Source organism: Qipengyuania pelagi (genome assembly GCF_009827295.1).
Taxonomy (GTDB): Bacteria; Pseudomonadota; Alphaproteobacteria; order Sphingomonadales; family Sphingomonadaceae; genus Qipengyuania; species Qipengyuania pelagi.
Map to the genome: position 1 here is coordinate 1,349,319 of NZ_WTYD01000001.1, position 19,300 is coordinate 1,368,618.

The following is a 19,300-nucleotide window of genomic DNA, read 5'->3' on the forward strand; positions in this document are numbered from 1 at the left end:
TCGAATCTCGGCGAAATCGGCGGAAATCAGCGCCCGATGAGGTCCTGCGCCATGCGGTCGGCGACCTGGTCGGGCGACTGGCCGGTGCGGTCGCTTTCCTGCCAGATCGTCTCCAGCCGATCCGGGATCAACGCGATGCGTTCTCGCACATCGTTGACGTCGCAGGGCTGGCCGTCGGTGCGCGCGAGATATTCGAGCGTGACCGAAATGATCCCGCCCGCATTGATGACGTAATCGGGTGCATAGAGAATGCCGCGCTGCGCCAGCACCGGCCCATGTGCCGCGCGGGCGAGCTGGTTGTTCGCGCCGCCCGCGACGATCTTGCAATCGAGGCGCGCAATGCCCTCGTCATCGAGAATCGCGCCCAAGGCATTGGGGCTGAATACGTCACAGGAAACACCCATGATCGCGTCCGACGCGACAGCATCGCCGCCCAGTTCGCGCGCGAGTGCCTCGGCGCGGGCGGCGTCGATATCGGCTAGCGTCAGCTTCGCCCCGTCCTTTGCGAGCAGGCGCGCGACGCCGCCGCCGACACTGCCCGTGCCCTGGATCGCGACATGGACGCCTTCGAGCGAATCCTTGCCGAGCTTGTGGCGCACGGCGGCCTTGATCCCGTGATAGATGCCCATCGCGGTGAAGGGGCCGGGATCGCCGCCAGCCGCATCCTCGCCTTCGACCGGAAGGCCGGAAACATATTGGGTGCGCTCGGCCACGCGGGCCATGTCGGCCTCGCTGATGCCGACATCCTCCGCCGTGACATAGCGGCCACCCAGCGCTTCGACTGCATCAGCGAAAGCGGTGAGCATTTCAGGAGTTTTGGTGCCCTTTTCGTCGGCCAGGATCACCGCCTTGCCGCCACCCATGGGCAGGCCCGCCATGGCATTCTTGTAGCTCATTCCCCGGCTCAGGCGCAGCGCATCGCGCATGGCGCGTTCGGGCTCGGCATAATGCCAGAACCGCGTGCCGCCCGCACCCGGACCGAGATGGCTGGAATGGACCGCGATGATCGCCGTCAGGCCCGATTTGGGGTCGCGCACCAGTTCGACCAGCTCGTGGTCGTCATAATCCGGCTCGGTCCAGAATGCGGTCATGTTCGCGAAGCCCCGTTAAACGCAGAAGAGAAGGAAATGGGGCGATCGACGGGGTTTGAACCCGCGACCTCCGGTACCACAAACCGGCGCTCTAACCAACTGAGCTACGATCGCCACATACCCTTGGGACCGGACGGAACCGGACCGTGAACCGGGGCTGATACTGCGCCGCGCGCGCCCGTCAAGGGACCGCACGATCGCCACGCGCCTGTTGCACAGGGCGCGGTGAAAGCAAAGCAAAAAGCGTGTCGGCGAAGCCCTCGGCGCAACTATCTTGCAACCGCTTCTCACGGGGTCTGGGACGCTGGAGCAAGCGGCTTGCCCCGTCGCCTCGATCGCATATGCTCGCGCGGCATGACGGGCCCCGGTGATTCTAGCGTTCAGACCATCCTCGCTCATGAAGGGGTGCAGCGCGTCCCGACCGACAAGCTGGAACTGTTCCAGCTGCGCGATTTCGCGTCGGACGATCTTTGCGAGCAGCTGATCGCCCGCATCGATTCGGACCGGCGCCCTTCCACATTGGCCGATCCCAACGGCGACGATTACTTCCGCACCAGCGAAACCTGCGACCTGCCGCCCGACGATCCGGCCACGCTCGCGATGGAAGCCCAACTCGCGGCATTGAGCGGTATCGACCCGGCCTATGGCGAACCGCTCCAGGGCCAGCGTTACGAAGTGGGTCAGGAATTCAAGCCGCATTGCGACTGGTTCAATCCCGAAGGCCAGGATTACCAGAAATACTGCTCGGTCGCAGGGCAAAGGACCTGGACCTTCATGGTCTATCTGAACGAGGTCGAATCGGGAGGCGCGACGCGCTTCAAGGCGATTGGAAAGAGCTTCCAGCCGGAGACGGGGAAACTCGTTTGCTGGAACAACCGCCGCCCCGATCTGCGCCCCAATCCCAACACGATCCACCACGGGATGAAGGTGCGCCGGGGCGTCAAATACGTCATCACCAAATGGTATCGCGAGAAGCCGTGGGGTTGGTGAGGCGATACGAACCCGTCATGCGATACGACCAGACGACTTGATGCAAAAAGGGCGGCCCCGCAGGACCGCCCTCTTCTGATCTTCAAAGGTAAGGCCGCGCTTACTTCTTGAGAGTGAGCCCGCCGAAGCGCTTGTTGAAGGCGGCAACGCGTCCACCTTCCTGAAGCTGCTGCTTGCCGCCGGTCCAGGCCGGGTGGCTGGTCGGATCGATATCGAGCGTCAGCGTATCGCCTTCCTTGCCCCAGGTGGAGCGGGTCTGGAATTCGGTCCCGTCGGTCATCTTGACGGTGATCATGTGGTACTGGGGATGCGCATCGGCCTTCATGGCAATATCCTTCGAGCTTCGGAACGGTTCCGACCGGTCCAGCTGTTTATAAGAGAGACGCGCCCCATACAGCGACGCGCCGATTTTGCAAGAGTTAGTCGGACGGCCCGTCAGCGATCATGGCCGTGAAATTGACCTCGCAGGTCACCTTGCCGTCGACGCTCGCCTCGCCCGCGAACTTGCAGACGCGCGCGCGCTTCTGGACGAATTCGGCCTTGAGGTCGAGCAGCACGCCCGGCGTCACCGGGCTGCGGAACTTGGCGTTCTCGATCGCCATGAAATAGACGAGCTTGCCCGAACCGGCGAGGTCGAGGCTTTCCACCGCGAGTACGCCTGCGGCCTGCGCCAGCGCCTCGATCTGCAAAACACCGGGCATGATCGGCGCGCCGGGGAAATGGCCCTGGAAGAAATCTTCGTTGAAGCTGACCGCCTTGATCGCATGGATTCGCTCGTCGCGAACCAGGCTCTGGACCCGGTCGACGAGCAGCATGGGATAGCGATGCGGCAGCGCCTTCAGCACCTGCACGATGTCGAGACTGGTCGCCCCGCCGGTGTCGCCTGCACTATCGCTCATCGCTATCCCCTGCCCTTCTTCGCTTAGCGGCCGGTCGGCTGCTGCTGGGTCGGCTGCGCCTGACCTTGTTGTTCGGCCTGGCGGCGAGCATTCGCGACCATCAGGATCTGCGTGATCTGCTGGTACATGTTCACCGCCTGCTGGCTCGGCTGCCAGCCCTGCGGCGGGGTGATCTGCACGTTCGGCGCGCGGGTGTTGAGCGCGGCGACGACCTTCTCGTCGATGAAGGCGGCGGGCTGCGCCGTCACCACCGCATCGCGGTCGAGAATGACCTGAAGGTTGTTCTGCTGCTGCACGTCCTGGATGGCGGCACCGTACTGGCGCAGGATCTGTTCGATCGCATAGACGCGCGCCGCTTCGATCTGATTGGTCAGCTGCGCGACTTCGGTTTCCAGCGTCTGGATCTGCTGGGCCTGGGGAGCGGTCTGCGCGGCGCGCTGCTCGGCCTCGTCGAGATTGCCGTCATTGTTCGTGTCGAGCTGCTGCAACAGGGTCTGGGCCTGCTGGTTCTTCTGCTGGATCTGCGTCGTCTGCGCCTGATAGGTGGTGCCGATCTGCTGATAGGCGGTGCGGAAGGCGTTGGTCGATGCGACCACGCCCGGCGCGCCGACGACGCCGATGGCACCGGTCACCTGCGCGCTGGCGGGCAGCGCGGTCATGGCGGCGGCGGCGAGGCTGGCGCCTGCGAGGATCTTGGAAATCGTGTTCATCAGAATTGCGTCCCTACGTTGAAGGAAAAGAGCTTGGTGTCGTCGCCTTCGACCTTTTTCAGGGCATAGGCGAGATCGATGCGGAACGGGCCGAAGGGCGAGTTCCAATTGACCCCGACACCGACGGAGATGCGCGGGCTCGGCGTGTCGCCGAGGAAGACTTCCTCGAACGCGGCCGAGGTCTGACCCTGCGCGATGAAGCCATCGGGAATGGGATCGCCGACGGGAATCGCCACGATCGTGTCGTCTTCCACCGAATCGGTCGCACCCGGATTGAGGAACACCGGATTGCCGCTGTCGTCGAGCAGCGGGAAGAAGCGCTCGTTACCGAACGGGTTCTGGATCAGGACCGGGTCCTCGACATTGAAGACAGCGCCGATGTCGACGAACACCGACGGACGCAGGCCCAGCGACCGTGCGCCGCTACCGAGCGGGATATCGAGCTCCGCTCGTCCGAGATAATAGGCGGTGCCGCCGATCGCGTCGTCCTGGATGCGGTTGCGTTCGGTCACGGTGACCGGGTTGCCATCCTCGCCCGCGATGATCGGACGGCGCAGCACGCGCGGACCGACGCCGCGAATGTCGAAGCCGCGGATCTGCGGCGATCCGAGGAAGTAGCGGTCGGTCAGGCGAACATCGTTGGTGCCGTCCCCGTCCTCATCGCGGAACCCGCGAATCGCGCCGCCTTCCGCGGTCAGCGAGAAGACGAACCCGCTGCCGAGCGGGAAATACTGGCCCGCGCGCCCACGAATGCTGAGATATTCGACCGATCCGCCGAGACCCGCATATTGCGTGGTCAGCGACAGGTTGCGACCGCGCGTCGGGCGCAGGCGGCTGTCGGTGGCATCGAGATTGAAGCTGAGGCCGAGGATCGAGCTGGTGCGCTGACCGATCGCCTCGCACAGATAGCGCCCGGCACGGAAGGGATCGCATTCCGCCACGCCGTCGCCGTTGAGATCGGAGAAGAACTGATTCTCGTCGAGCGTGACGTCGTCGTAATTGAGCGTGTAGCTGCCGATCAGCGAGCTGTATTCGGTAAGCGGAACGCCCGCGCGCAGAGAGAAACCGGTGGTCGCCTGCTTGTACGTCGTGTTCCGGTCGCTGCGATTGAAATTGAAACTGCTATAATCGCGACGATAGATATCGACGCCCGCCGAGATATTGCGGTCGAACAGATAGGGTTCGGAGAAGCTGGCCTCGGCCGAGCGGGCGTAGCGCGAGTAATTGACGCTCAGGCCCACCGTCTGCCCGCGCCCGCGGAAATTGCGCTGGCGGATGGAGCCGGCGAGGATAAAGTTCTCGATCGAGGAGAAACCCGCCGACAATTGCAGTTCGCCGGTCGCCTGTTCCTCGACATTGGCTTCGAGGATGATCCGGTCGGGCGCACTGCCTTCGACCTGGTTAATCTCCAGCCCTTCCTGGAAAAAGCCCAGCGAATTGATGCGCGCGGCGGAGCGGGCGACCTGGAGCGTGCTGAAGGCATCGCCTTCGACCAGGCGGAATTCGCGGCGCACGACCTTGTCCTGCGTCAGCGTGTTGCCGTTGACGTCGATCCGTTCGACATAGACGCGCGGCGCTTCCTGGATGACGAAGTTCACATCCATCGTGCGCGTTTCGGGATTGCGCGAGATGCGTGGGGAGACGTCCGCGAAAGCATACCCGAACGACCCGGCCAGTTCGGTCAATTGTTCGACCGTGTCCTCGATCAGCTTGGCGTTATAGAATTCGCCGGTCTTCATCGGCAGATTGCGGCTCATCGCCTCGCTGTCGAAATCGCGCAACTGGCTGTCCACCGCGACATCGCCGAATTTGTAGCGCTCGCCCTCTTCCACCACATAGGTGATGATGAAGTCGCGCCGGTCGGGCGTCAGCTCGGCAACCGCGGACACGACGCGGAAATCGGCATAGCCTTCGGTCAGGTAGAATTCGCGCAGCTTCGCCTGATCGAAGGCGAGGCGATCGGGATCGTAGCTGGTGTTGGAGCTGAGGATGGAGAGGAGGCGCGCCTCCTTGGTCACCATCTCGCCCTTCAGGTCACCGTCCGAGAACACCTCGTTGCCGATGATGTTGATCTGGCGGACCTTGGATTTCGGGCCTTCCGTGATCTCGAACACGACATCGACGCGGTTCTGCGCCAATTGCACCATGTTCGGCTCGACCGTGGCGGCGAAGCGGCCCTGACGCTTGTAAAGCTCGATGATGCGCGCGACATCGGCGCGGACCTTGCTGCGCGTGAAGATCTGGCGCGGGGCGAGGCGGATTTCGGGGACGATCTTGTCGTCCTTGATCCGCTCGTTTCCTTCCAGGATGATGCGGTTGACGACCGGGTTCTCGACGATCTCGATCAGGACCGCGCCATTATCGTAGCTCACGCTCGCATTGGCGAAGAGCTCGGTCGCGTAGAGTTCCTTCAGGACCTGGTCGCCGACAACCTGGTTCCATTCCTGGCCCGGACGCAGCTGGATGTAGGACAGGATCGTCTGCGGTTCGAGCCGCTGCGCACCCGAAACCGAGATCGTGCGCACGATCTCCTGGCCCTGCGGGGCTACAGGCTGCGCGACCGGCTCGGCTGCGGCATCCTGCGCCGCGGCGATGCCGGGAACGCCTGCCAGCATGGAACCGGCCAGCAGTAAGAAGGGCATCCGCCCGGTCAGTTTCGATCCCTTGGCGGCCATCAAATATCCTATCTTCGACAAGGAAAACCCGTCCCATTCGTTCAGTGGACCCGGTACCACTTCGCCTACCTTGCGAGCGGGCGATCCCGCCGCGCAATCACCAGGTCGGCAATGTGCGCCGCCCCTTGCCCGATGCACCGGAACCTTTCAAGCGCCGTGGCCGTTCAAGAAGGTCGCTACCGTGTCCCGTCCCCGGTCAACCACCGAATATCGGCAGGCTGACCAAATCGTTTATCGTGACGAATATCATCAGCATGAGCACGAGGGCCATGCCGGTGCGAAACGCCAGTTCCTGACCGCGCGGGCCGACCGGCTTTCGACGGACCGCTTCGGCCGCGTAGAATGCCAGGTGCCCGCCGTCGAGGGCGGGAATTGGCAGCAGGTTGATGAATGCCAAGTTAAGCGAAATCAGCGCCGCGAAGTTGACGAAGGAGGTCAGCCCGAGGCTCAATTGCTCGCCCGAATATTTGGCGATCTTGACCGGCCCGCCCAGTTCCCGGACCGAACGATCGCCGGTGAAGATCTGGGCGATTCCCGTCACCATCATGTCGACGAGATTGAGGCTGTGCTCGACCGCAAGCGGCCCAGCCGCGAGCAGGCTGACCGGCTCCCATGCGATCGGCGCGGAATAGATGCCCAGCCGCCCGATGCGCGAGGAATTGCCGAAACTGTCCTCTTCCACGGTCGATCCGATCGTGAGCGGGATCGCGATCCGCTCGCCCTGACGCTCGACATCGATGGTGACGGGTTTGCCGGGGAACATCATCACCCGGTCGGTAATGTCGGAGAATTGCCGCACCGGCTCGCCATCGATCGCGACGACCCGGTCGCCTTCGCGCATCCCCGCCTCTTCGGCGACCGATTCCGGCGCGAAGCTCTGGACGACATTGGTCTGCTCGGGATCGGCGGCGACCGGCTGGCCGAAGCTGGCGAAGAAGGCCGCGAAGATCGCTAGCGTTATCAGGATATTGGTCGCCGGACCTGCAAAGACGATAAGCGCGCGTTTCCACAAGGCTGCGTGGTGGAAACTGCCGCGCTTCTCTTCTTCGCTCAGGGCAGCAACAGCCTCGCCATCGGGTATGCTGGCGGGGTTCATATCGCCCTTGAACTGGACATAACCGCCCAGCGGCAGGGCCGACAGTTTCCACCGCGTCCCACGTTTATCGGTGAAGCCCGCGATTTCCTTACCGAATCCGACCGAAAACGCTTCTGCCTGAACGCCGAACCAGCGCCCGACCAGATAATGCCCGAGTTCGTGCAGGGTCACGAGCGGCCCCAGCAGGAGCGGGAAGCCGAGCACGTAATAGACCCACAGGGGCAGGAAAGTGTCCAAGTCAGCCAGTCTCCAAGAGATTGCTCGCCCGCGTCCGCGCGGCCCGGTCCAGCATCAGCACGTCTTCGAGCGATTGCGGCGCGGGCGGCAGGTTTCCGCCATCCAGCACCTGGGCCACCAGTGACGAAATCCGGCTGAACTTGATCTGACCGGCGAGGAAAGCGGCGACCGCGACCTCGTTGGCGGCGTTGAGCACGGCAGGGGCCGCCCCGCCCGCCTCCGCCGCCTCGCGCGCCAGGCGGGTGGCGGGAAACCGCTCTTCGTCGGGGGCGAAAAAGGACAATTCGCCGATCGCAGCGAGGTCCAGCGGTTCGCAGGGCGTATCCATCCGCTCCGGCCAGGCGAGGCAGGAGGCGATCGGCACGCGCATGTCGGAAGGGCCGAGCTGCGCCAGAGTCGATCCGTCACGATATTCGACCATCGAATGGATCACGCTTTGCGGGTGAACCACGATCCGGAATCTATCGAGTCCGACCGGGAACAGGTGATGCGCTTCGATCAGTTCGAGGCCCTTGTTGAACATGGTCGCCGAATCGACGCTGATCTTGGCGCCCATGTCCCAGTTGGGATGCGCGACCGCCTGTGCGGGCGTGACCGAATCGAGATCCCCGACCAAGCGCAGCGGCCCCCCGCTCGCGGTCAGAGTGATCCAGCGCACATCGTCCAAACTGTTGCCCGCAAGGCATTGGAAGATCGCGTTATGTTCGGAATCGACCGGCAGGAGCCGCGCGCCGTGCCGCTCGACCGCGCGCGTCATCACCTCGCCCGCGCTGACCAGCGCCTCCTTGTTGGCGAGCGCGACCGTGCCGCCGCGCTCGATCGCGGCCATAACCGGGGCGAGGCCCGCGCAGCCCACGATGGCCGCCACCGCGATATCCGCCGGGCGCGCCGCCGCTTCGCACAAGGCCTGCGCCCCCGCAGCCGCTTCGACGTCCGATCCCGCCAGTGCCTCGCGCAGGTCGCCGAGCCGATGCTCCTCCCCGATCACGGCAAGCTGCGCACCGAATTCGCGGGCCAGCCGGGCGAGATCGTCGACGTTCGAATGCGCCGTCAGCGCGACGACATCCCACGCCCCGCGATCGCGGCGGATCAGGTCGAGCGTCGAGCCGCCGACCGAGCCGGTCGCGCCAAGGATCGTGATCGAACGCCGCTCGTTCATGGGTGGGCGAAGAACCACAGCAGCCCGGCGACGATCGCCACGGGCAGCATCCCGTCGACCCGATCGAACACGCCGCCATGGCCGGGAATCAGGTTGGAGCTGTCCTTCATCCCCGCCTTGCGCTTGAACCAGCTTTCGAGAAAATCGCCAGCCTGAGCGACGACAGCCAGGCCTGCTCCGATAGCGAAGGCGCCCGCGCCCATGAGCGAAAAGGCGCGCTCACCGACATTGGAATAGAAGAAACCGAGCGAGACCAGCCCTGCCGCCACCATCCCGCCGCCGAGCCCCGCCCAGGTCTTGGACGGGCTGATGCGCGGCGCGATCTTGGGCCCGCCGATCGATCGTCCGCTGAAATAGGCGCCGGTATCGGTGGCGATGACGATCGCGACCACGCCGAGCACGACCGGAATCGGCAATTCGATCAGCATGGCGGAAGCCGCCCCGACATAGAGGATCGCGACTGCGCAACCGAACAGGACCAGAGCCGTCGACGCGGCGCGACCGGCGCGGCGGATCAGGCGCACCGCCTCGAACAGGCAGATCGCGGCGACGAGGATCACGAACCCGTCAAACCACAGCCCGCCCAGCCAGAGCGCCGTGCCCGCCAGCGCGAGCATCACCACGGCGGAGGCGGCGCGTTTGGGCAGATCGCTGGTCCGCACCGACAACGGGACGGCCATCGCCCGCATCGCAAGGGCCTTCACCCTGTCGCGCTTGCGGTTCTCCGCCAGCTCACCTGCCGCCAAAACGTCTCTCCCTGGCCGCGAAATCGTCGAGCGCGGTCCTCAGATGCTCGGGCGTGTAATCGGGCCAGAGCACTTCGGTGAACACCATCTCCGCGTAGGCGGCCTGCCACAAGAGAAAATTGGACAGGCGGACCTCGCCGCTGGTGCGGATGAGAAGATCGAGCGGCGGGAGATCGTGCGTGTAGAGATGGCGCGCAAGGCTGGCTTCGGTCACCTCGCCCTCCTGTGCGGCCAGGGCGGCGGCTCGGACGATTTCCTGCTGCGATCCGTAATTCAGCGCGACAGCGAGGATACGCTTTCCTGCGGCCGTTCGCTCGATGGCATCCTCGATCGATTCGACGATATCGGGCGCAAGCGCATGATAATCGCCGATAATCTTCAAACGGACATCATTGGCGATGAATTCGGGCAGGTCGGTTTCGATGAAGCGCCGGAGCAGACCCATGAGGTGATCGATCTCGTCCTCGGGCCGCTTCCAGTTCTCGCTGCTGAACGCATAGAGCGTCAGGCAGTCGATCCCCAGCGGTTCGACCGCGCGGACCAGCTTGCGCACCGCTTCCACGCCGCGCCGGTGGCCGAGGGCGCGCGGCAGGCCGCGCCGCTTCGCCCAGCGGCCATTGCCGTCCATGATAATGGCGACATGGCGCGCGCGTGATCCGGTGGAGTCAGACATGAGGGGTCGCGCCAGCCGCAGTTGTCACTGCGTCAGGATTTCCTGTTCCTTCTTCGCGACCGCATCGTCCACCTCGCCGACATGCTTGTCGGTCATCTTCTGGACGTCGTCCTCGCTCCGCTTGCGCTCGTCTTCGGAGATTTCCTTCTTCTTCTCGTCGTCCTTGAGCGCCTCCATCCCGTCACGGCGCACGTTGCGGATGGCGATCTTGGCCTTTTCGCCATATTCGCCCGCCAGCTTGGCGAGATCCTTGCGGCGTTCCTCGGTCAGATCGGGCATGGGCAGGCGCAGGGTCTGGCCGTCGACAATCGGGTTGAGGCCGAGATTGGATTTCGCGATCCCCTTCTCCACCGCCGTCACATTCGCCTTGTCCCACACCTGGACCGACAACATCCGCGGCTCGGGCGCGTTGACCGTCGCGACCTGCGACAGCGGCATCATCGCGCCATAGACCTCGACTACCACCGGATCGAGCAGGCTGGTATTCGCGCGGCCCGTGCGCAGGCCGGAAAGATCGCCCTTCAGGCTCTCGACCGCGCCCTGCATACGGCGGTCGATGTCGGATTTGTCGTATTTGGCCATGATCGGCTTCCTCTGTTCTGTGTCCTGGTCAGGTCTGATTGCGTCAGGTCTATTTGCGGTTTTCGACGATGGTCTGCACGCCTTCGCCCGAAAGCACCCGCGCCAGATTGCCCTTCTCGCGGATCGAGAAGACCACGATCGGAATGTCGTTGTCGCGGCAAAGCGCAACCGCGCTGGCGTCCATCACCTTGAGATTGTCTGCCAGGACCCGATCGTAAGTCACTGTGTCGAAACGCTGCGCATTTGGGTCCTGCTTGGGATCGGCGCTGTAGACGCCATCGACGCTGGTCCCCTTCAAGAGGGCATCGCAGCGCATTTCCGCCGCGCGCAGGGCCGCGCCGCTATCGGTGGTGAAATAGGGCGCGCCGACACCGGCGGCGAAGATCACAATCCGCCCTTTTTCGAGATGCCTCTCCGCGCGGCGACGGATTACCGGTTCGCACACCTGATCCATCTGGATCGCGGACTGCACCCGCGTCGGCACGCCGATCTGTTCGAGCGCGTTCTGCATCGCGAGCGCGTTCATCACCGTGGCGAGCATCCCCATATAGTCAGCCTGCGCGCGGTCCATCCCTCGCGCCGCGCCCGCCATGCCGCGAAAGATATTGCCGCCGCCGATGACGAGGCAGATTTCGAGCCCGGTTTCCTTGGCACGCTTCACCTCTTCGGCGAGCTCCATGACGAAGTCAGGGTCGATCCCGAACGGCCCGTCCCCCATCAGCACCTCGCCCGACAATTTCAGGAGGACGCGTTTCATCGGAGGCATGGGCATGGGTGCGGCAATCTCGTCAAGCTGTAGGGACGAGGTTCCTTAACCGCGAAGCCGTTCATGCGCAAAGGGGAATGGGCGATGGATAAGTGGCGCGCCCTGCGCCGTCCCGGCGGAGGCCAGACTGTCAGGCCGAACCGATTTCGCGCGAGGTCGCCAGCACCGAAACCACCGGCCCGTCACGCGCGATCATCGGCTTCAAATTCACCGACCAATTGCGCGGATTGCCCCTGGCTGTCGGGCAGAAGGCCTCGAACTGCACGGTGCGGCCACCCAGGGAAGAGCGGAAATTGGCTTCCACCATGGCTTGGGAATGATCGGGCCAGAGATGCCACCACAATTGGCCCAGCACCTTTTCAGGCTCGTCGATCTCCATCGCATCGAGACCGTTGCAGTTCATGAAATCGAGCGTGCCGTCGACGCTGAGGATCTTCACGCAATCGGGGCTCTGTTCGAGGAGGCAAAGCGCCAGATCGCTGCTGTCCAGGCCTACCTGCGACACGACTTCAAGCGACCGCGCATCGGTCGAGCGATGGGCGTGATATGATTGATGATGGACTGACATTCTTACCCTCCCGCTCGATTTCCCTGGATTTCGAAAACGGCATCTTGATCACGAACGGGTAAAAATTCTTTAAATCACACCTTCAAACGTCGGTCCCCAAACGAGAACGGCCGCCGAACCCTCGTCCTGGGGTCCGGCGGCCGTCCGCGTTCTTAGTTCGGAAGGATCAGCCCTTGACCGCCGCCGCGACTTCCGCCGCGAAATCGGTCTCTTCCTTCTCGATGCCTTCGCCCAACTGGAAGCGGACATAGTCGACCAGTTCGATCGGCTTGCCCGCATCCTTGCCTGCCTTGGCGACGACTTCGGAGATCGGGGTCTTGTTGTCCATCACGAACACTTGGCTGAGGAGCGCGTTTTCCTTGGCGAACTTGGCCACGGCACCTTCGACCATCTTGTCCTGAACGTTTTCGGGCTTGCCGCTTTCCGCCGCCTTTTCCTTAGCGATGGCGCGCTCGCGCTCGATTAGGTCGGCATCGAGCCCGTCGGCGTTCAGCGCCTGCGGGAAGGCGGCGGCGATGTGCATGGCGATCTGCTTGCCGAGCGCTTCGAGCGTTTCCTTGTCCGCCTCGCTCTCGAGCGCGACGAGAACGCCGATCTTGCCGAGATTCGGCGCGACCGCATTGTGCATATAGGGCACGACGACGCCGTTATTGACCGAGACGGTCTTCATGCGACGGATCTGCTGGTTTTCGCCGATGGTGGCGACATTGTCGGTCAGCTTGTCGGAAACGGTGCCGCCGGTGGGATAGTCCTTCGCCTTCAAGGCTTCGACATCGTCGCTGTCAGCAGTGATCGCGACATCGGTGACCGCGCGGACGAAGTCCTGGAACCGGTCGTTCTTGGCGACGAAGTCGGTTTCGGAATTGACCTCGACGGCAACGCCCTTGGCGCCTGAGCCAGAATCTGAAACGGCGACGCCGATCAGGCCTTCCGCCGCGGTGCGGCTGGATTTCTTCTGAGCGGTGGCAAGACCCTTGGCGCGCAGCGCGTCGACCGCGGCTTCCAGATCGCCATCGGTTTCGACGAGCGCCTTCTTGGCATCCATCATGCCCGCGCCGGTGCGTTCGCGCAGCGCCTTGATATCGGCGGTGGTGAAATTCGCCATGTTCGTATTCCTTTTGAATAAAGGTGCGGCGCCGGACTGCCGCGAGGGGCGGTCCGGCGCTTGGAGATGTTCGGTTACGCGGGCATGACGCCTGCGTGACCGGGCTGGATCAGGCCGCGGCCTCGGCCGGCGGGGTGTCCATCGCGCCGACATCGCGACCCGAATCCTGCACGCCCGCGCCCTTGCCCGAGCGCGCCGCATCGGCGATCGCGTCGCAATAGAGGCGCACGGCGCGGCTGGCGTCGTCATTGCCGGGGATCGGGAAGGCGATGCCCGAAGGATCGGTGTTGGTGTCGAGCACCGCGACCACCGGAATGCCGAGCACGTTGGCTTCCTTGATGGCGAGGTCTTCCTTGTTGGCGTCGATCACGAACATCACATCGGGAATGCCGCCCATGTCGCGAATGCCGCCGAGCGACAGTTCAAGCTTGTCGCGCTTGCGCGTCAGGTTGAGCACTTCCTTCTTGGTCAGGCCGCTGGTGTCACCGGCGAGCTGTTCCTCGAGCGCCTTCAATTCCTTGATCGAACCCGAAATCGTCTTCCAGTTGGTGAGCATCCCGCCCAGCCAGCGATGGTTGACGAAGTGCTGGCCCGAAGAGAGCGCGGCTTCGCGAATCGCGTCCTGCGCCTGGCGCTTGGTGCCGACGAACAGCACCTTGCCACCCGAACGCGCGGTCTGCTGCACGAAGTCGAGCGCGCGCGCGAACAGCGGAACGGTCTGCGACAGGTCGATGATGTGGATGCCGTTGCGCGCGCCGAAGATATACGGCTTCATGCGCGGGTTCCAACGGTGGGTCTGGTGGCCGAAATGCGCGCCGGCCTCGATCAATTGCTGCATCGTGACGGTAGGAGCCGTCATAATAGAATTCCTTTCCGGTTGTGCCTCTGGAAAGCTGGAAACCCGATGCGGTCATTCCCGCGGCGGGCACCGGTATGTGCGCCTTCCATGTGGATTTTGTCCGCTCCGTCGAGGCCGGAATGCAGCCTGTTCGGGGGCGAACGCGCGCCACTTAGCGTGGGTTCATGCGAAAATCCAGCCTCGAATTGTCCGCAAAAACGCTCCGCCCGTCGCAAAAACGACTTGACTGCCTGGAACAAATAGAGAACAAGGGCTCAACGCTGGAACTCCAGCGGACATTCGGTGTTTTCCACATATAGTCCACAGGCTGTCAAGCGGTCTGTCGACAACCCCGGTCAATAGTCGGGTCTTTCGGAAAGATAGTATGATGTTCGCAATCGCTCTCATCGCCGCCCTCTCTCTCCTGGCCCTGGCCAGCGCTGCCGTGCTCGCCGACAGCGGACTGCGTTGGTGGTCCGCTTTCGGCCAGCTGCGTGGCGAATTGAAGGGATCGCGGATCGTGGAAGAGCAGGCCGTGGGCGTAACCCGCGCCAGGCTGCGGCCGTGTTTTGTCGCAAGCCGTTCGGCAGCGGGCCCAGTTCGCAAATCGCCGAGCGCTTCGGCTACGCGCGCTGTCGCCTGATCCTGGCGTAACGCAGCCACCCATAAGGCAGCAGCGCGAGATAGATCGCGCAGATCCCTACCAGCGTCCACCACGGCTCCAGTAACAGAGCCGCGAAGAACAGACCCGCAAACGCCAGCAATTCGAGGCGCACGCTTCGACGCGGCCGTAGCGACGTCCAGCTGAGCGTGGCGAGGTTCGAGATCATCAGGGCCGCGATCAGAGCGACCCAAGGACCGACCAGATAGGGCGAGCGGAACAGCGCCTCACCCGTGGCGATCCATAGATAGAACGGCAGAAAGACGAGCCCCGCTCCGACAGGCGCGGGTATCCCGGTCAGGAACCCAAGCGATTTGTGCGGCTGGACGTCCGTGTCGATCTGCGCGTTGAACCGCGCGAGGCGCAGGGCACAGCAGACTGCGAAGGCCAGCGCCGCGAACCAGCCGAAGCGCGGCAGATCCTGCAATGACCAGAGATAGACGATGATCGCGGGCGCCGTTCCGAAGGACAGCGAATCGGCGAGGCTGTCCAATTCGGCACCGAACCGCGATTGCGCGTTCAACAGCCGCGCTATGCGTCCGTCGATCCCGTCGAGCACGCCGGCGAAAATGATCGCCATCACCGCGAAGCCCCAATCCCCTCCGATTGCAAAGCGCACGCCTGTCAGCCCGGAACAGAGCGCCGCAGCGGTGATCGCATTCGGTAGCAGCGCACGCAGCGACAGGCCCTTGCGCGCCGGAACCGGGGTGGCATCGAACGGCTCGTCTTCCGTCGCCTTCGGGCCGAGACGCGGGCGATCTTCGGGAGAGGACGTGGTCATTGGGCAATTCCTTCGATCAGCTTGCGGGTGCCGATCTCGGCCAGCACCGTTTCGCCCGCGATAACGCGTTGGCCCAGCAGAACCTTCGAATCGGTCCCTGCGGGCAGATACACATCCACTCGGCTACCGAAGCGGATCAGGCCGACCCGCTGCCCTACGCCCAGCGTATCGCCGACCTTCACGAAGGGCACGATGCGCCGCGCGACGAGGCCTGCGATCTGGGTAAAGCCGATCCGCACCCCATCGGCACGCTCGATCATGATGTGCTGGCGCTCGTTCTCTTCGCTGGCCTTGTCGAGATCGGCATTGAGGAACCGGCCCGGCAGATAGACCAGGCGCCGCACCACGCCGCCGATCGGCGCGCGATTGATGTGCACGTCGAACACGCTCATGAAGATCGAAACGCGGGTCACCGGTCCTGCCGGCAGGCCCGCAATCCCGCTGCCATCGTCGATCTGCAACTCCTCCGGCGGCTCGACCTCGGCGATCAGAGTGACGAGCCCGTCGGCGGGCGATACGATCGCCCCCTCGCTCTGGGGCACGACCCGCTCGGGATCGCGGAAGAAGGCGAAGACCCCGGCGGAAAGGGCCAGCAACGGCCAGCCGATCAGGTCCCAGTCCAGCAGCAACAAAAAGATCAGGCTGATGCCGAGGGCGATCAGGCCGAATTTGCGCCCTTCGGGATGGATCGAGGGCAAGGACCAGCTGGCATCGCCCCGCCCGTGATTGTCTAGCAGTTCACCTGGCATAGACCGCGTCTAGAGCCGCGCGGCGCACCCGGCAAGCGCCGGAGCGCCCTCATCCCACCTTGCGGACGAATACGGTCCCCGCGGAATAGCCCGCGCCGAAGCTGCAAATCAGGCCACTGTCACCGCTTTGGAGGTCCTCATTGTTCAGGTGAAACGCGATGATCGATCCGGCGCTCGACGTATTCCCGTAAGTGTCCAGCACGGTCGGGCTTTCATCCTCGCTCGCCTCGTGGCCGAGCACGCGCTGGGCGATCAGGCGGTTCATCCCGGCATTGGCCTGATGCAGCCAGAGGCGCCGCAGCCCGCGCGGATCGATCTCCAGCCGCTCCGCTTCGGCAACGATCATTTCGGCGACCAAGGGCACGACCTCCTTGAAGACCTTGCGCCCTTCCTGAACGAACAATTTGTCCGCCTCGTTCGTATCGTCGGGCGTCGCGCGATTGAGGAAGCCGAAATTGTTGCGGATATTGTTGGAGAACACCGTCTTCAACCGCGTGCCCAGAATGTCCCAATGGCTGGTGGGCGCAATGCTGGCATCCTCGACGAGCACGGCGGTCGCGACATCGCCGAAGATGAAATGGCTGTCCCGGTCGCGCCAGTTCAGATGCCCGCTGGTGATTTCGGGGCTGACGACCAGCACGCTCTTCGCATTGCCCGCGCGGATATAATCCGCCGCCGTCTGGATCCCGAAGGTCGCCGACGAGCACGCCACGTTCATGTCGAAGGCGAACCCGTCGATCCCCAGCGCCTGCTGGATCTCGATCGCCATCGCCGGATAGGGGCGCTCCATGTTGGACGCCGCGCACAACACTGCATCGACATCCGCCGCATCGCGCCCTGCCCGTTCGAGCGCCTGGCGGCACGCCGCCACGCCGATCTCGGCCATCATCGAAAGCTCGTCATTCCCGCGCGCATCCCAGCGCGGCGCCATCGTCGCGGGATCGAGCACCGGCTCCTTCGCCATGACATGGCGAGCCTTAATGCCGCTGGCCTTCTCGATGAATTCGACCGAACTGGGCTGGAGCGCATCCATCTCACCCGCAGCGATCGCTTCGGCGTGCGCGGTGTTGTGCCGCTCGACATACGCGTTGAAGCTTTCGACCAGCTCGGCGTTCGAAATGCTGTGTTCGGGCGTGAACAGGCCGGTGGCGGAGATGACCGGGTGATGGGTTGCGTCAGAGTGAGTCATCGCGACCGGTTAAGCCCAGGCTCGCCCGCGAGCAAGACCGACGTCGAAAGGAACGTCATCCGGCCCTGCGCAGCAAGGCGGTCGGCCGAACCGATCTCGAATGGCGAAGCGGTCGATCGGGAGAAAGCTGGTGGCAGGGCTTGAATCGAACTTCGCAAATAACGTTTTGAAATCAATTTAGTAATCGCGGGCGTCGCAATCGCTCCCCCACACTCTCCCCCACATTTTCGTTCATATAAGCCTTGTTCGATTCAGCTTCTCGGCAATTAAACTGAATATTTCGGGCTTTCGCGATGCACTCGCATGCGATTTTCGGGGTCGATCAAGACCTACCGAACTCCACTTACAGACACTGCTCCCAGCCGTCGAGCACCTGGCTGCAAGTTCAGCCCGACAACTCAATTCAGCCCCCTCCCCAGTTCTTGGTATTGACGTACGAAACTCTCACTGACTCAACCAGTCCCATGAGAAGACATTGCGGACGAAATCGGATCGACAGGTGCAACCATTCCAGCACCTTGCTAGGTGTCGGAGGATGAAGACCGACCTCGATCATCTGCCCCCGCAAAAGCAGCGCGAAATTGAACGCGTGGTGCAGCTGATTTTTGAGGAGTTCGACGATGCCTTCGCGCTCGCCAAGCATGAGTGGAAAAAGGCCGGACGCATCCTCAAGGTGATCCTCTACGGCAGCTATGCGCGCGGGACCTGGGTCGACGAACCGCATACGGCCAAGGGCTACCAGTCGGACTACGACCTGCTGATCATCGTCAATGACAAGCGGCTGGTGGACCGGGTGAAGTACTGGTCGAAGCTCGATGACCGGCTGATGCGCGAATACGGGGTGACGAAAGCGCTGAAGACGCCGGTCAATTTCATCGTCCACACATTGCAGGAGGTGAACGACGGTCTGGCGCACGGGCGCTACTTCTTCATGGACGTCAAGCAGGACGGGATCGCGCTCTACGAGTCCGACGATACCGAACTGCACACGCCGAAGCCCAAGACACCGACACAGGCGTTAGCCATGGCGCAAGAGTACTTTGAGGAGTGGCTACCGAGCGGCCAACAATCGTTGGAGACTGCTCGCTTCACGATTGAAAAGGGCTGGAACAAGAAGGCCGCTTTCAACCTCCACCAAGCGACTGAAGCGCTTTACCACTGTGTGCTGCTAGTCTGCACTTTCTACACCCCGCACGTGCACAATCTCGGCTTCCTACGCACCCAGGCTGAGCGCATCGATGCGCGGCTTACTTACGTTTGGCCACGCAACACGAGGCAGGACCGCGCCCGCTTCGAAAAGCTGAAAGAAGCCTACGTCAAGGCGCGCTACTCCAAGCACTACCGTATCACCAAAGAGGAACTCGAATGGCTCGGCGAGCAGGTCGAGGAACTAGGCCGCGTGGTCCACGAGGTCTGCTCGGAGCGCCTCGATAAACTCAAAGCCGATGCTAAGGCGCGCCCTGACAAAGCTTAGACATGGGCGCTCGTCGGCGCGATCGGGAGACGCGATGTCGTCTGCTTGCTTTCCGACCAGCTCGCAGTCTCCGCGCAATCCTGTCTCCATCGCGGCAGGCTAAATACTGCACCGTGGCCGCTACCAAACAACGTGCCGGACAACTCCGAGCTCTTCGCTGGGCTCAGGGATCGCTGTGCGCCGGGTGCGGGGCGCATGTTCCAAGCAGCACTCGGCTCAAGCGATATGATCCCGCCTATCCAACATTCGATCATGTCACGACGCGGAGCACGGGCGGCGGCAGAACACTCGGCAATGGTCTTCTGAAGCAC

Annotated in this window: 19 protein-coding genes, 1 tRNA gene and 1 pseudogene; 3 read left to right on the forward strand and 18 right to left on the reverse strand. The window is 63.3% G+C overall.

The window, feature by feature from the left end:
* Nucleotides 1-26 precede the first annotated feature (26 nt).
* Nucleotides 27-1,091: a Leu/Phe/Val dehydrogenase gene (locus GRI47_RS06645; protein ID WP_160660514.1), complete on the reverse strand. Its 1,065-nt coding sequence runs from the start codon at nt 1,089-1,091 to the stop codon at nt 27-29.
* 37 nt (nt 1,092-1,128) lie between these two features.
* A tRNA-His gene (locus GRI47_RS06650) sits at nt 1,129-1,205 on the reverse strand.
* A 240-nt stretch (nt 1,206-1,445) separates the two neighbouring features.
* Between GRI47_RS06650 and GRI47_RS06655 the strand changes: the two genes are divergently transcribed.
* The gene (locus GRI47_RS06655; protein ID WP_160660515.1) at nt 1,446-2,081 is read left to right on the forward strand and encodes a prolyl hydroxylase family protein; all 636 of its coding nucleotides are present in this window, start codon (nt 1,446-1,448) and stop codon (nt 2,079-2,081) included.
* Nucleotides 2,082-2,181: 100 nt separating this feature from the next.
* Here the strand turns inward: GRI47_RS06655 and rpmE are convergent, their stop codons facing one another.
* The 16 genes from rpmE to GRI47_RS06735 all read right to left on the reverse strand — a co-directional run bounded on the left by rpmE (nt 2,182) and on the right by GRI47_RS06735 (nt 17,515).
* Complete coding sequence (gene rpmE / locus GRI47_RS06660) at nt 2,182-2,406, reverse strand: 50S ribosomal protein L31 (RefSeq protein ID WP_160660516.1); 225 nt, start codon at nt 2,404-2,406, stop codon at nt 2,182-2,184.
* Nucleotides 2,407-2,500: 94 nt separating this feature from the next.
* A complete protein-coding gene (gene fabZ / locus GRI47_RS06665; protein ID WP_160660517.1) occupies nt 2,501-2,980 on the reverse strand; it encodes a 3-hydroxyacyl-ACP dehydratase FabZ in 480 nt (159 codons plus the stop codon).
* Nucleotides 2,981-3,003: 23 nt separating this feature from the next.
* Nucleotides 3,004-3,690 (reverse strand): OmpH family outer membrane protein, encoded by a 687-nt coding sequence (locus GRI47_RS06670; RefSeq protein WP_160660518.1) that lies wholly within the window; start codon nt 3,688-3,690, stop codon nt 3,004-3,006.
* Complete coding sequence (gene bamA / locus GRI47_RS06675) at nt 3,690-6,365, reverse strand: outer membrane protein assembly factor BamA (protein ID WP_160660519.1); 2,676 nt, start codon at nt 6,363-6,365, stop codon at nt 3,690-3,692. Before bamA ends, GRI47_RS06670 begins: the two co-directional genes overlap by 1 nt.
* A gap of 196 nt (nt 6,366-6,561) precedes the next feature.
* The gene (rseP, locus tag GRI47_RS06680) at nt 6,562-7,698 is read right to left on the reverse strand and encodes an RIP metalloprotease RseP (RefSeq protein ID WP_237452632.1); all 1,137 of its coding nucleotides are present in this window, start codon (nt 7,696-7,698) and stop codon (nt 6,562-6,564) included.
* A 1-nt stretch (nt 7,699) separates the two neighbouring features.
* Nucleotides 7,700-8,857 (reverse strand): 1-deoxy-D-xylulose-5-phosphate reductoisomerase, encoded by a 1,158-nt coding sequence (gene dxr / locus GRI47_RS06685; protein ID WP_160660520.1) that lies wholly within the window; start codon nt 8,855-8,857, stop codon nt 7,700-7,702.
* Complete coding sequence (locus GRI47_RS06690; protein WP_237452633.1) at nt 8,854-9,603, reverse strand: phosphatidate cytidylyltransferase; 750 nt, start codon at nt 9,601-9,603, stop codon at nt 8,854-8,856. The genes dxr and GRI47_RS06690 overlap by 4 nt, the downstream gene beginning before the upstream one ends.
* Nucleotides 9,590-10,276 (reverse strand): polyprenyl diphosphate synthase, encoded by a 687-nt coding sequence (gene uppS, locus GRI47_RS06695; RefSeq protein WP_160660521.1) that lies wholly within the window; start codon nt 10,274-10,276, stop codon nt 9,590-9,592. Before uppS ends, GRI47_RS06690 begins: the two co-directional genes overlap by 14 nt.
* 24 nt (nt 10,277-10,300) lie before the next feature.
* Nucleotides 10,301-10,858 carry a ribosome recycling factor gene (gene frr, locus GRI47_RS06700; protein WP_160660522.1) on the reverse strand — a complete coding sequence of 186 codons (558 nt, stop codon included), beginning with the start codon at nt 10,856-10,858 and terminating at the stop codon, nt 10,301-10,303.
* Nucleotides 10,859-10,907: 49 nt separating this feature from the next.
* Nucleotides 10,908-11,630, reverse strand: coding sequence for a UMP kinase (gene pyrH / locus GRI47_RS06705; protein WP_160660523.1), 723 nt, complete (start codon nt 11,628-11,630; stop codon nt 10,908-10,910).
* 124 nt (nt 11,631-11,754) lie between these two features.
* Complete coding sequence (locus GRI47_RS06710) at nt 11,755-12,192, reverse strand: PAS domain-containing protein (RefSeq protein ID WP_160660524.1); 438 nt, start codon at nt 12,190-12,192, stop codon at nt 11,755-11,757.
* Nucleotides 12,193-12,358: 166 nt separating this feature from the next.
* Nucleotides 12,359-13,297 carry a translation elongation factor Ts gene (tsf, locus tag GRI47_RS06715; protein WP_160660525.1) on the reverse strand — a complete coding sequence of 313 codons (939 nt, stop codon included), beginning with the start codon at nt 13,295-13,297 and terminating at the stop codon, nt 12,359-12,361.
* A gap of 109 nt (nt 13,298-13,406) precedes the next feature.
* Nucleotides 13,407-14,156, reverse strand: coding sequence for a 30S ribosomal protein S2 (gene rpsB / locus GRI47_RS06720; protein WP_160660526.1), 750 nt, complete (start codon nt 14,154-14,156; stop codon nt 13,407-13,409).
* 602 nt (nt 14,157-14,758) lie between these two features.
* A complete protein-coding gene (locus GRI47_RS06725) occupies nt 14,759-15,577 on the reverse strand; it encodes a CDP-alcohol phosphatidyltransferase family protein (protein ID WP_160660527.1) in 819 nt (272 codons plus the stop codon).
* Nucleotides 15,574-16,326 (reverse strand): phosphatidylserine decarboxylase, encoded by a 753-nt coding sequence (locus GRI47_RS06730; protein ID WP_160660528.1) that lies wholly within the window; start codon nt 16,324-16,326, stop codon nt 15,574-15,576. The genes GRI47_RS06725 and GRI47_RS06730 overlap by 4 nt, the downstream gene beginning before the upstream one ends.
* A gap of 49 nt (nt 16,327-16,375) precedes the next feature.
* Nucleotides 16,376-17,515, reverse strand: coding sequence for a beta-ketoacyl-ACP synthase III (locus tag GRI47_RS06735; protein WP_160660529.1), 1,140 nt, complete (start codon nt 17,513-17,515; stop codon nt 16,376-16,378).
* Nucleotides 17,516-18,050: 535 nt separating this feature from the next.
* Between GRI47_RS06735 and GRI47_RS06740 the strand changes: the two genes are divergently transcribed.
* Together GRI47_RS06740 and GRI47_RS15345 are read left to right on the forward strand one after the other, a co-directional pair.
* Nucleotides 18,051-18,989, forward strand: coding sequence for a HEPN domain-containing protein (locus GRI47_RS06740; protein WP_160660530.1), 939 nt, complete (start codon nt 18,051-18,053; stop codon nt 18,987-18,989).
* A gap of 2 nt (nt 18,990-18,991) precedes the next feature.
* Nucleotides 18,992-19,270 (forward strand): annotated as a pseudogene (locus GRI47_RS15345) (hypothetical protein); the annotation flags it as partial.
* Nucleotides 19,271-19,300: the final 30 nt, after the last annotated feature.

Bases quoted from the DNA above. Each gene is read 5' to 3' on its own strand.
- GRI47_RS06645 (WP_160660514.1), bottom strand. From the start codon at position 1,091: ATGACCGCATTCTGGACCGAGCCGGATTATGACGACCACGAGCTGGTC.
- GRI47_RS06655 (WP_160660515.1), top strand. From the start codon at position 1,446: ATGACGGGCCCCGGTGATTCTAGCGTTCAGACCATCCTCGCTCATGAA.
- rpmE (WP_160660516.1), bottom strand. From the start codon at position 2,406: ATGAAGGCCGATGCGCATCCCCAGTACCACATGATCACCGTCAAGATG.
- fabZ (WP_160660517.1), bottom strand. From the start codon at position 2,980: ATGAGCGATAGTGCAGGCGACACCGGCGGGGCGACCAGTCTCGACATC.
- GRI47_RS06670 (WP_160660518.1), bottom strand. From the start codon at position 3,690: ATGAACACGATTTCCAAGATCCTCGCAGGCGCCAGCCTCGCCGCCGCC.
- bamA (WP_160660519.1), bottom strand. From the start codon at position 6,365: ATGGCCGCCAAGGGATCGAAACTGACCGGGCGGATGCCCTTCTTACTG.
- dxr (WP_160660520.1), bottom strand. From the start codon at position 8,857: ATGAACGAGCGGCGTTCGATCACGATCCTTGGCGCGACCGGCTCGGTC.
- uppS (WP_160660521.1), bottom strand. From the start codon at position 10,276: ATGTCTGACTCCACCGGATCACGCGCGCGCCATGTCGCCATTATCATG.
- frr (WP_160660522.1), bottom strand. From the start codon at position 10,858: ATGGCCAAATACGACAAATCCGACATCGACCGCCGTATGCAGGGCGCG.
- pyrH (WP_160660523.1), bottom strand. From the start codon at position 11,630: ATGCCCATGCCTCCGATGAAACGCGTCCTCCTGAAATTGTCGGGCGAG.
- GRI47_RS06710 (WP_160660524.1), bottom strand. From the start codon at position 12,192: ATGTCAGTCCATCATCAATCATATCACGCCCATCGCTCGACCGATGCG.
- tsf (WP_160660525.1), bottom strand. From the start codon at position 13,297: ATGGCGAATTTCACCACCGCCGATATCAAGGCGCTGCGCGAACGCACC.
- rpsB (WP_160660526.1), bottom strand. From the start codon at position 14,156: ATGACGGCTCCTACCGTCACGATGCAGCAATTGATCGAGGCCGGCGCG.
- GRI47_RS06725 (WP_160660527.1), bottom strand. From the start codon at position 15,577: ATGACCACGTCCTCTCCCGAAGATCGCCCGCGTCTCGGCCCGAAGGCG.
- GRI47_RS06730 (WP_160660528.1), bottom strand. From the start codon at position 16,326: ATGCCAGGTGAACTGCTAGACAATCACGGGCGGGGCGATGCCAGCTGG.
- GRI47_RS06735 (WP_160660529.1), bottom strand. From the start codon at position 17,515: ATGACTCACTCTGACGCAACCCATCACCCGGTCATCTCCGCCACCGGC.
- GRI47_RS06740 (WP_160660530.1), top strand. From the start codon at position 18,051: ATGAAGACCGACCTCGATCATCTGCCCCCGCAAAAGCAGCGCGAAATT.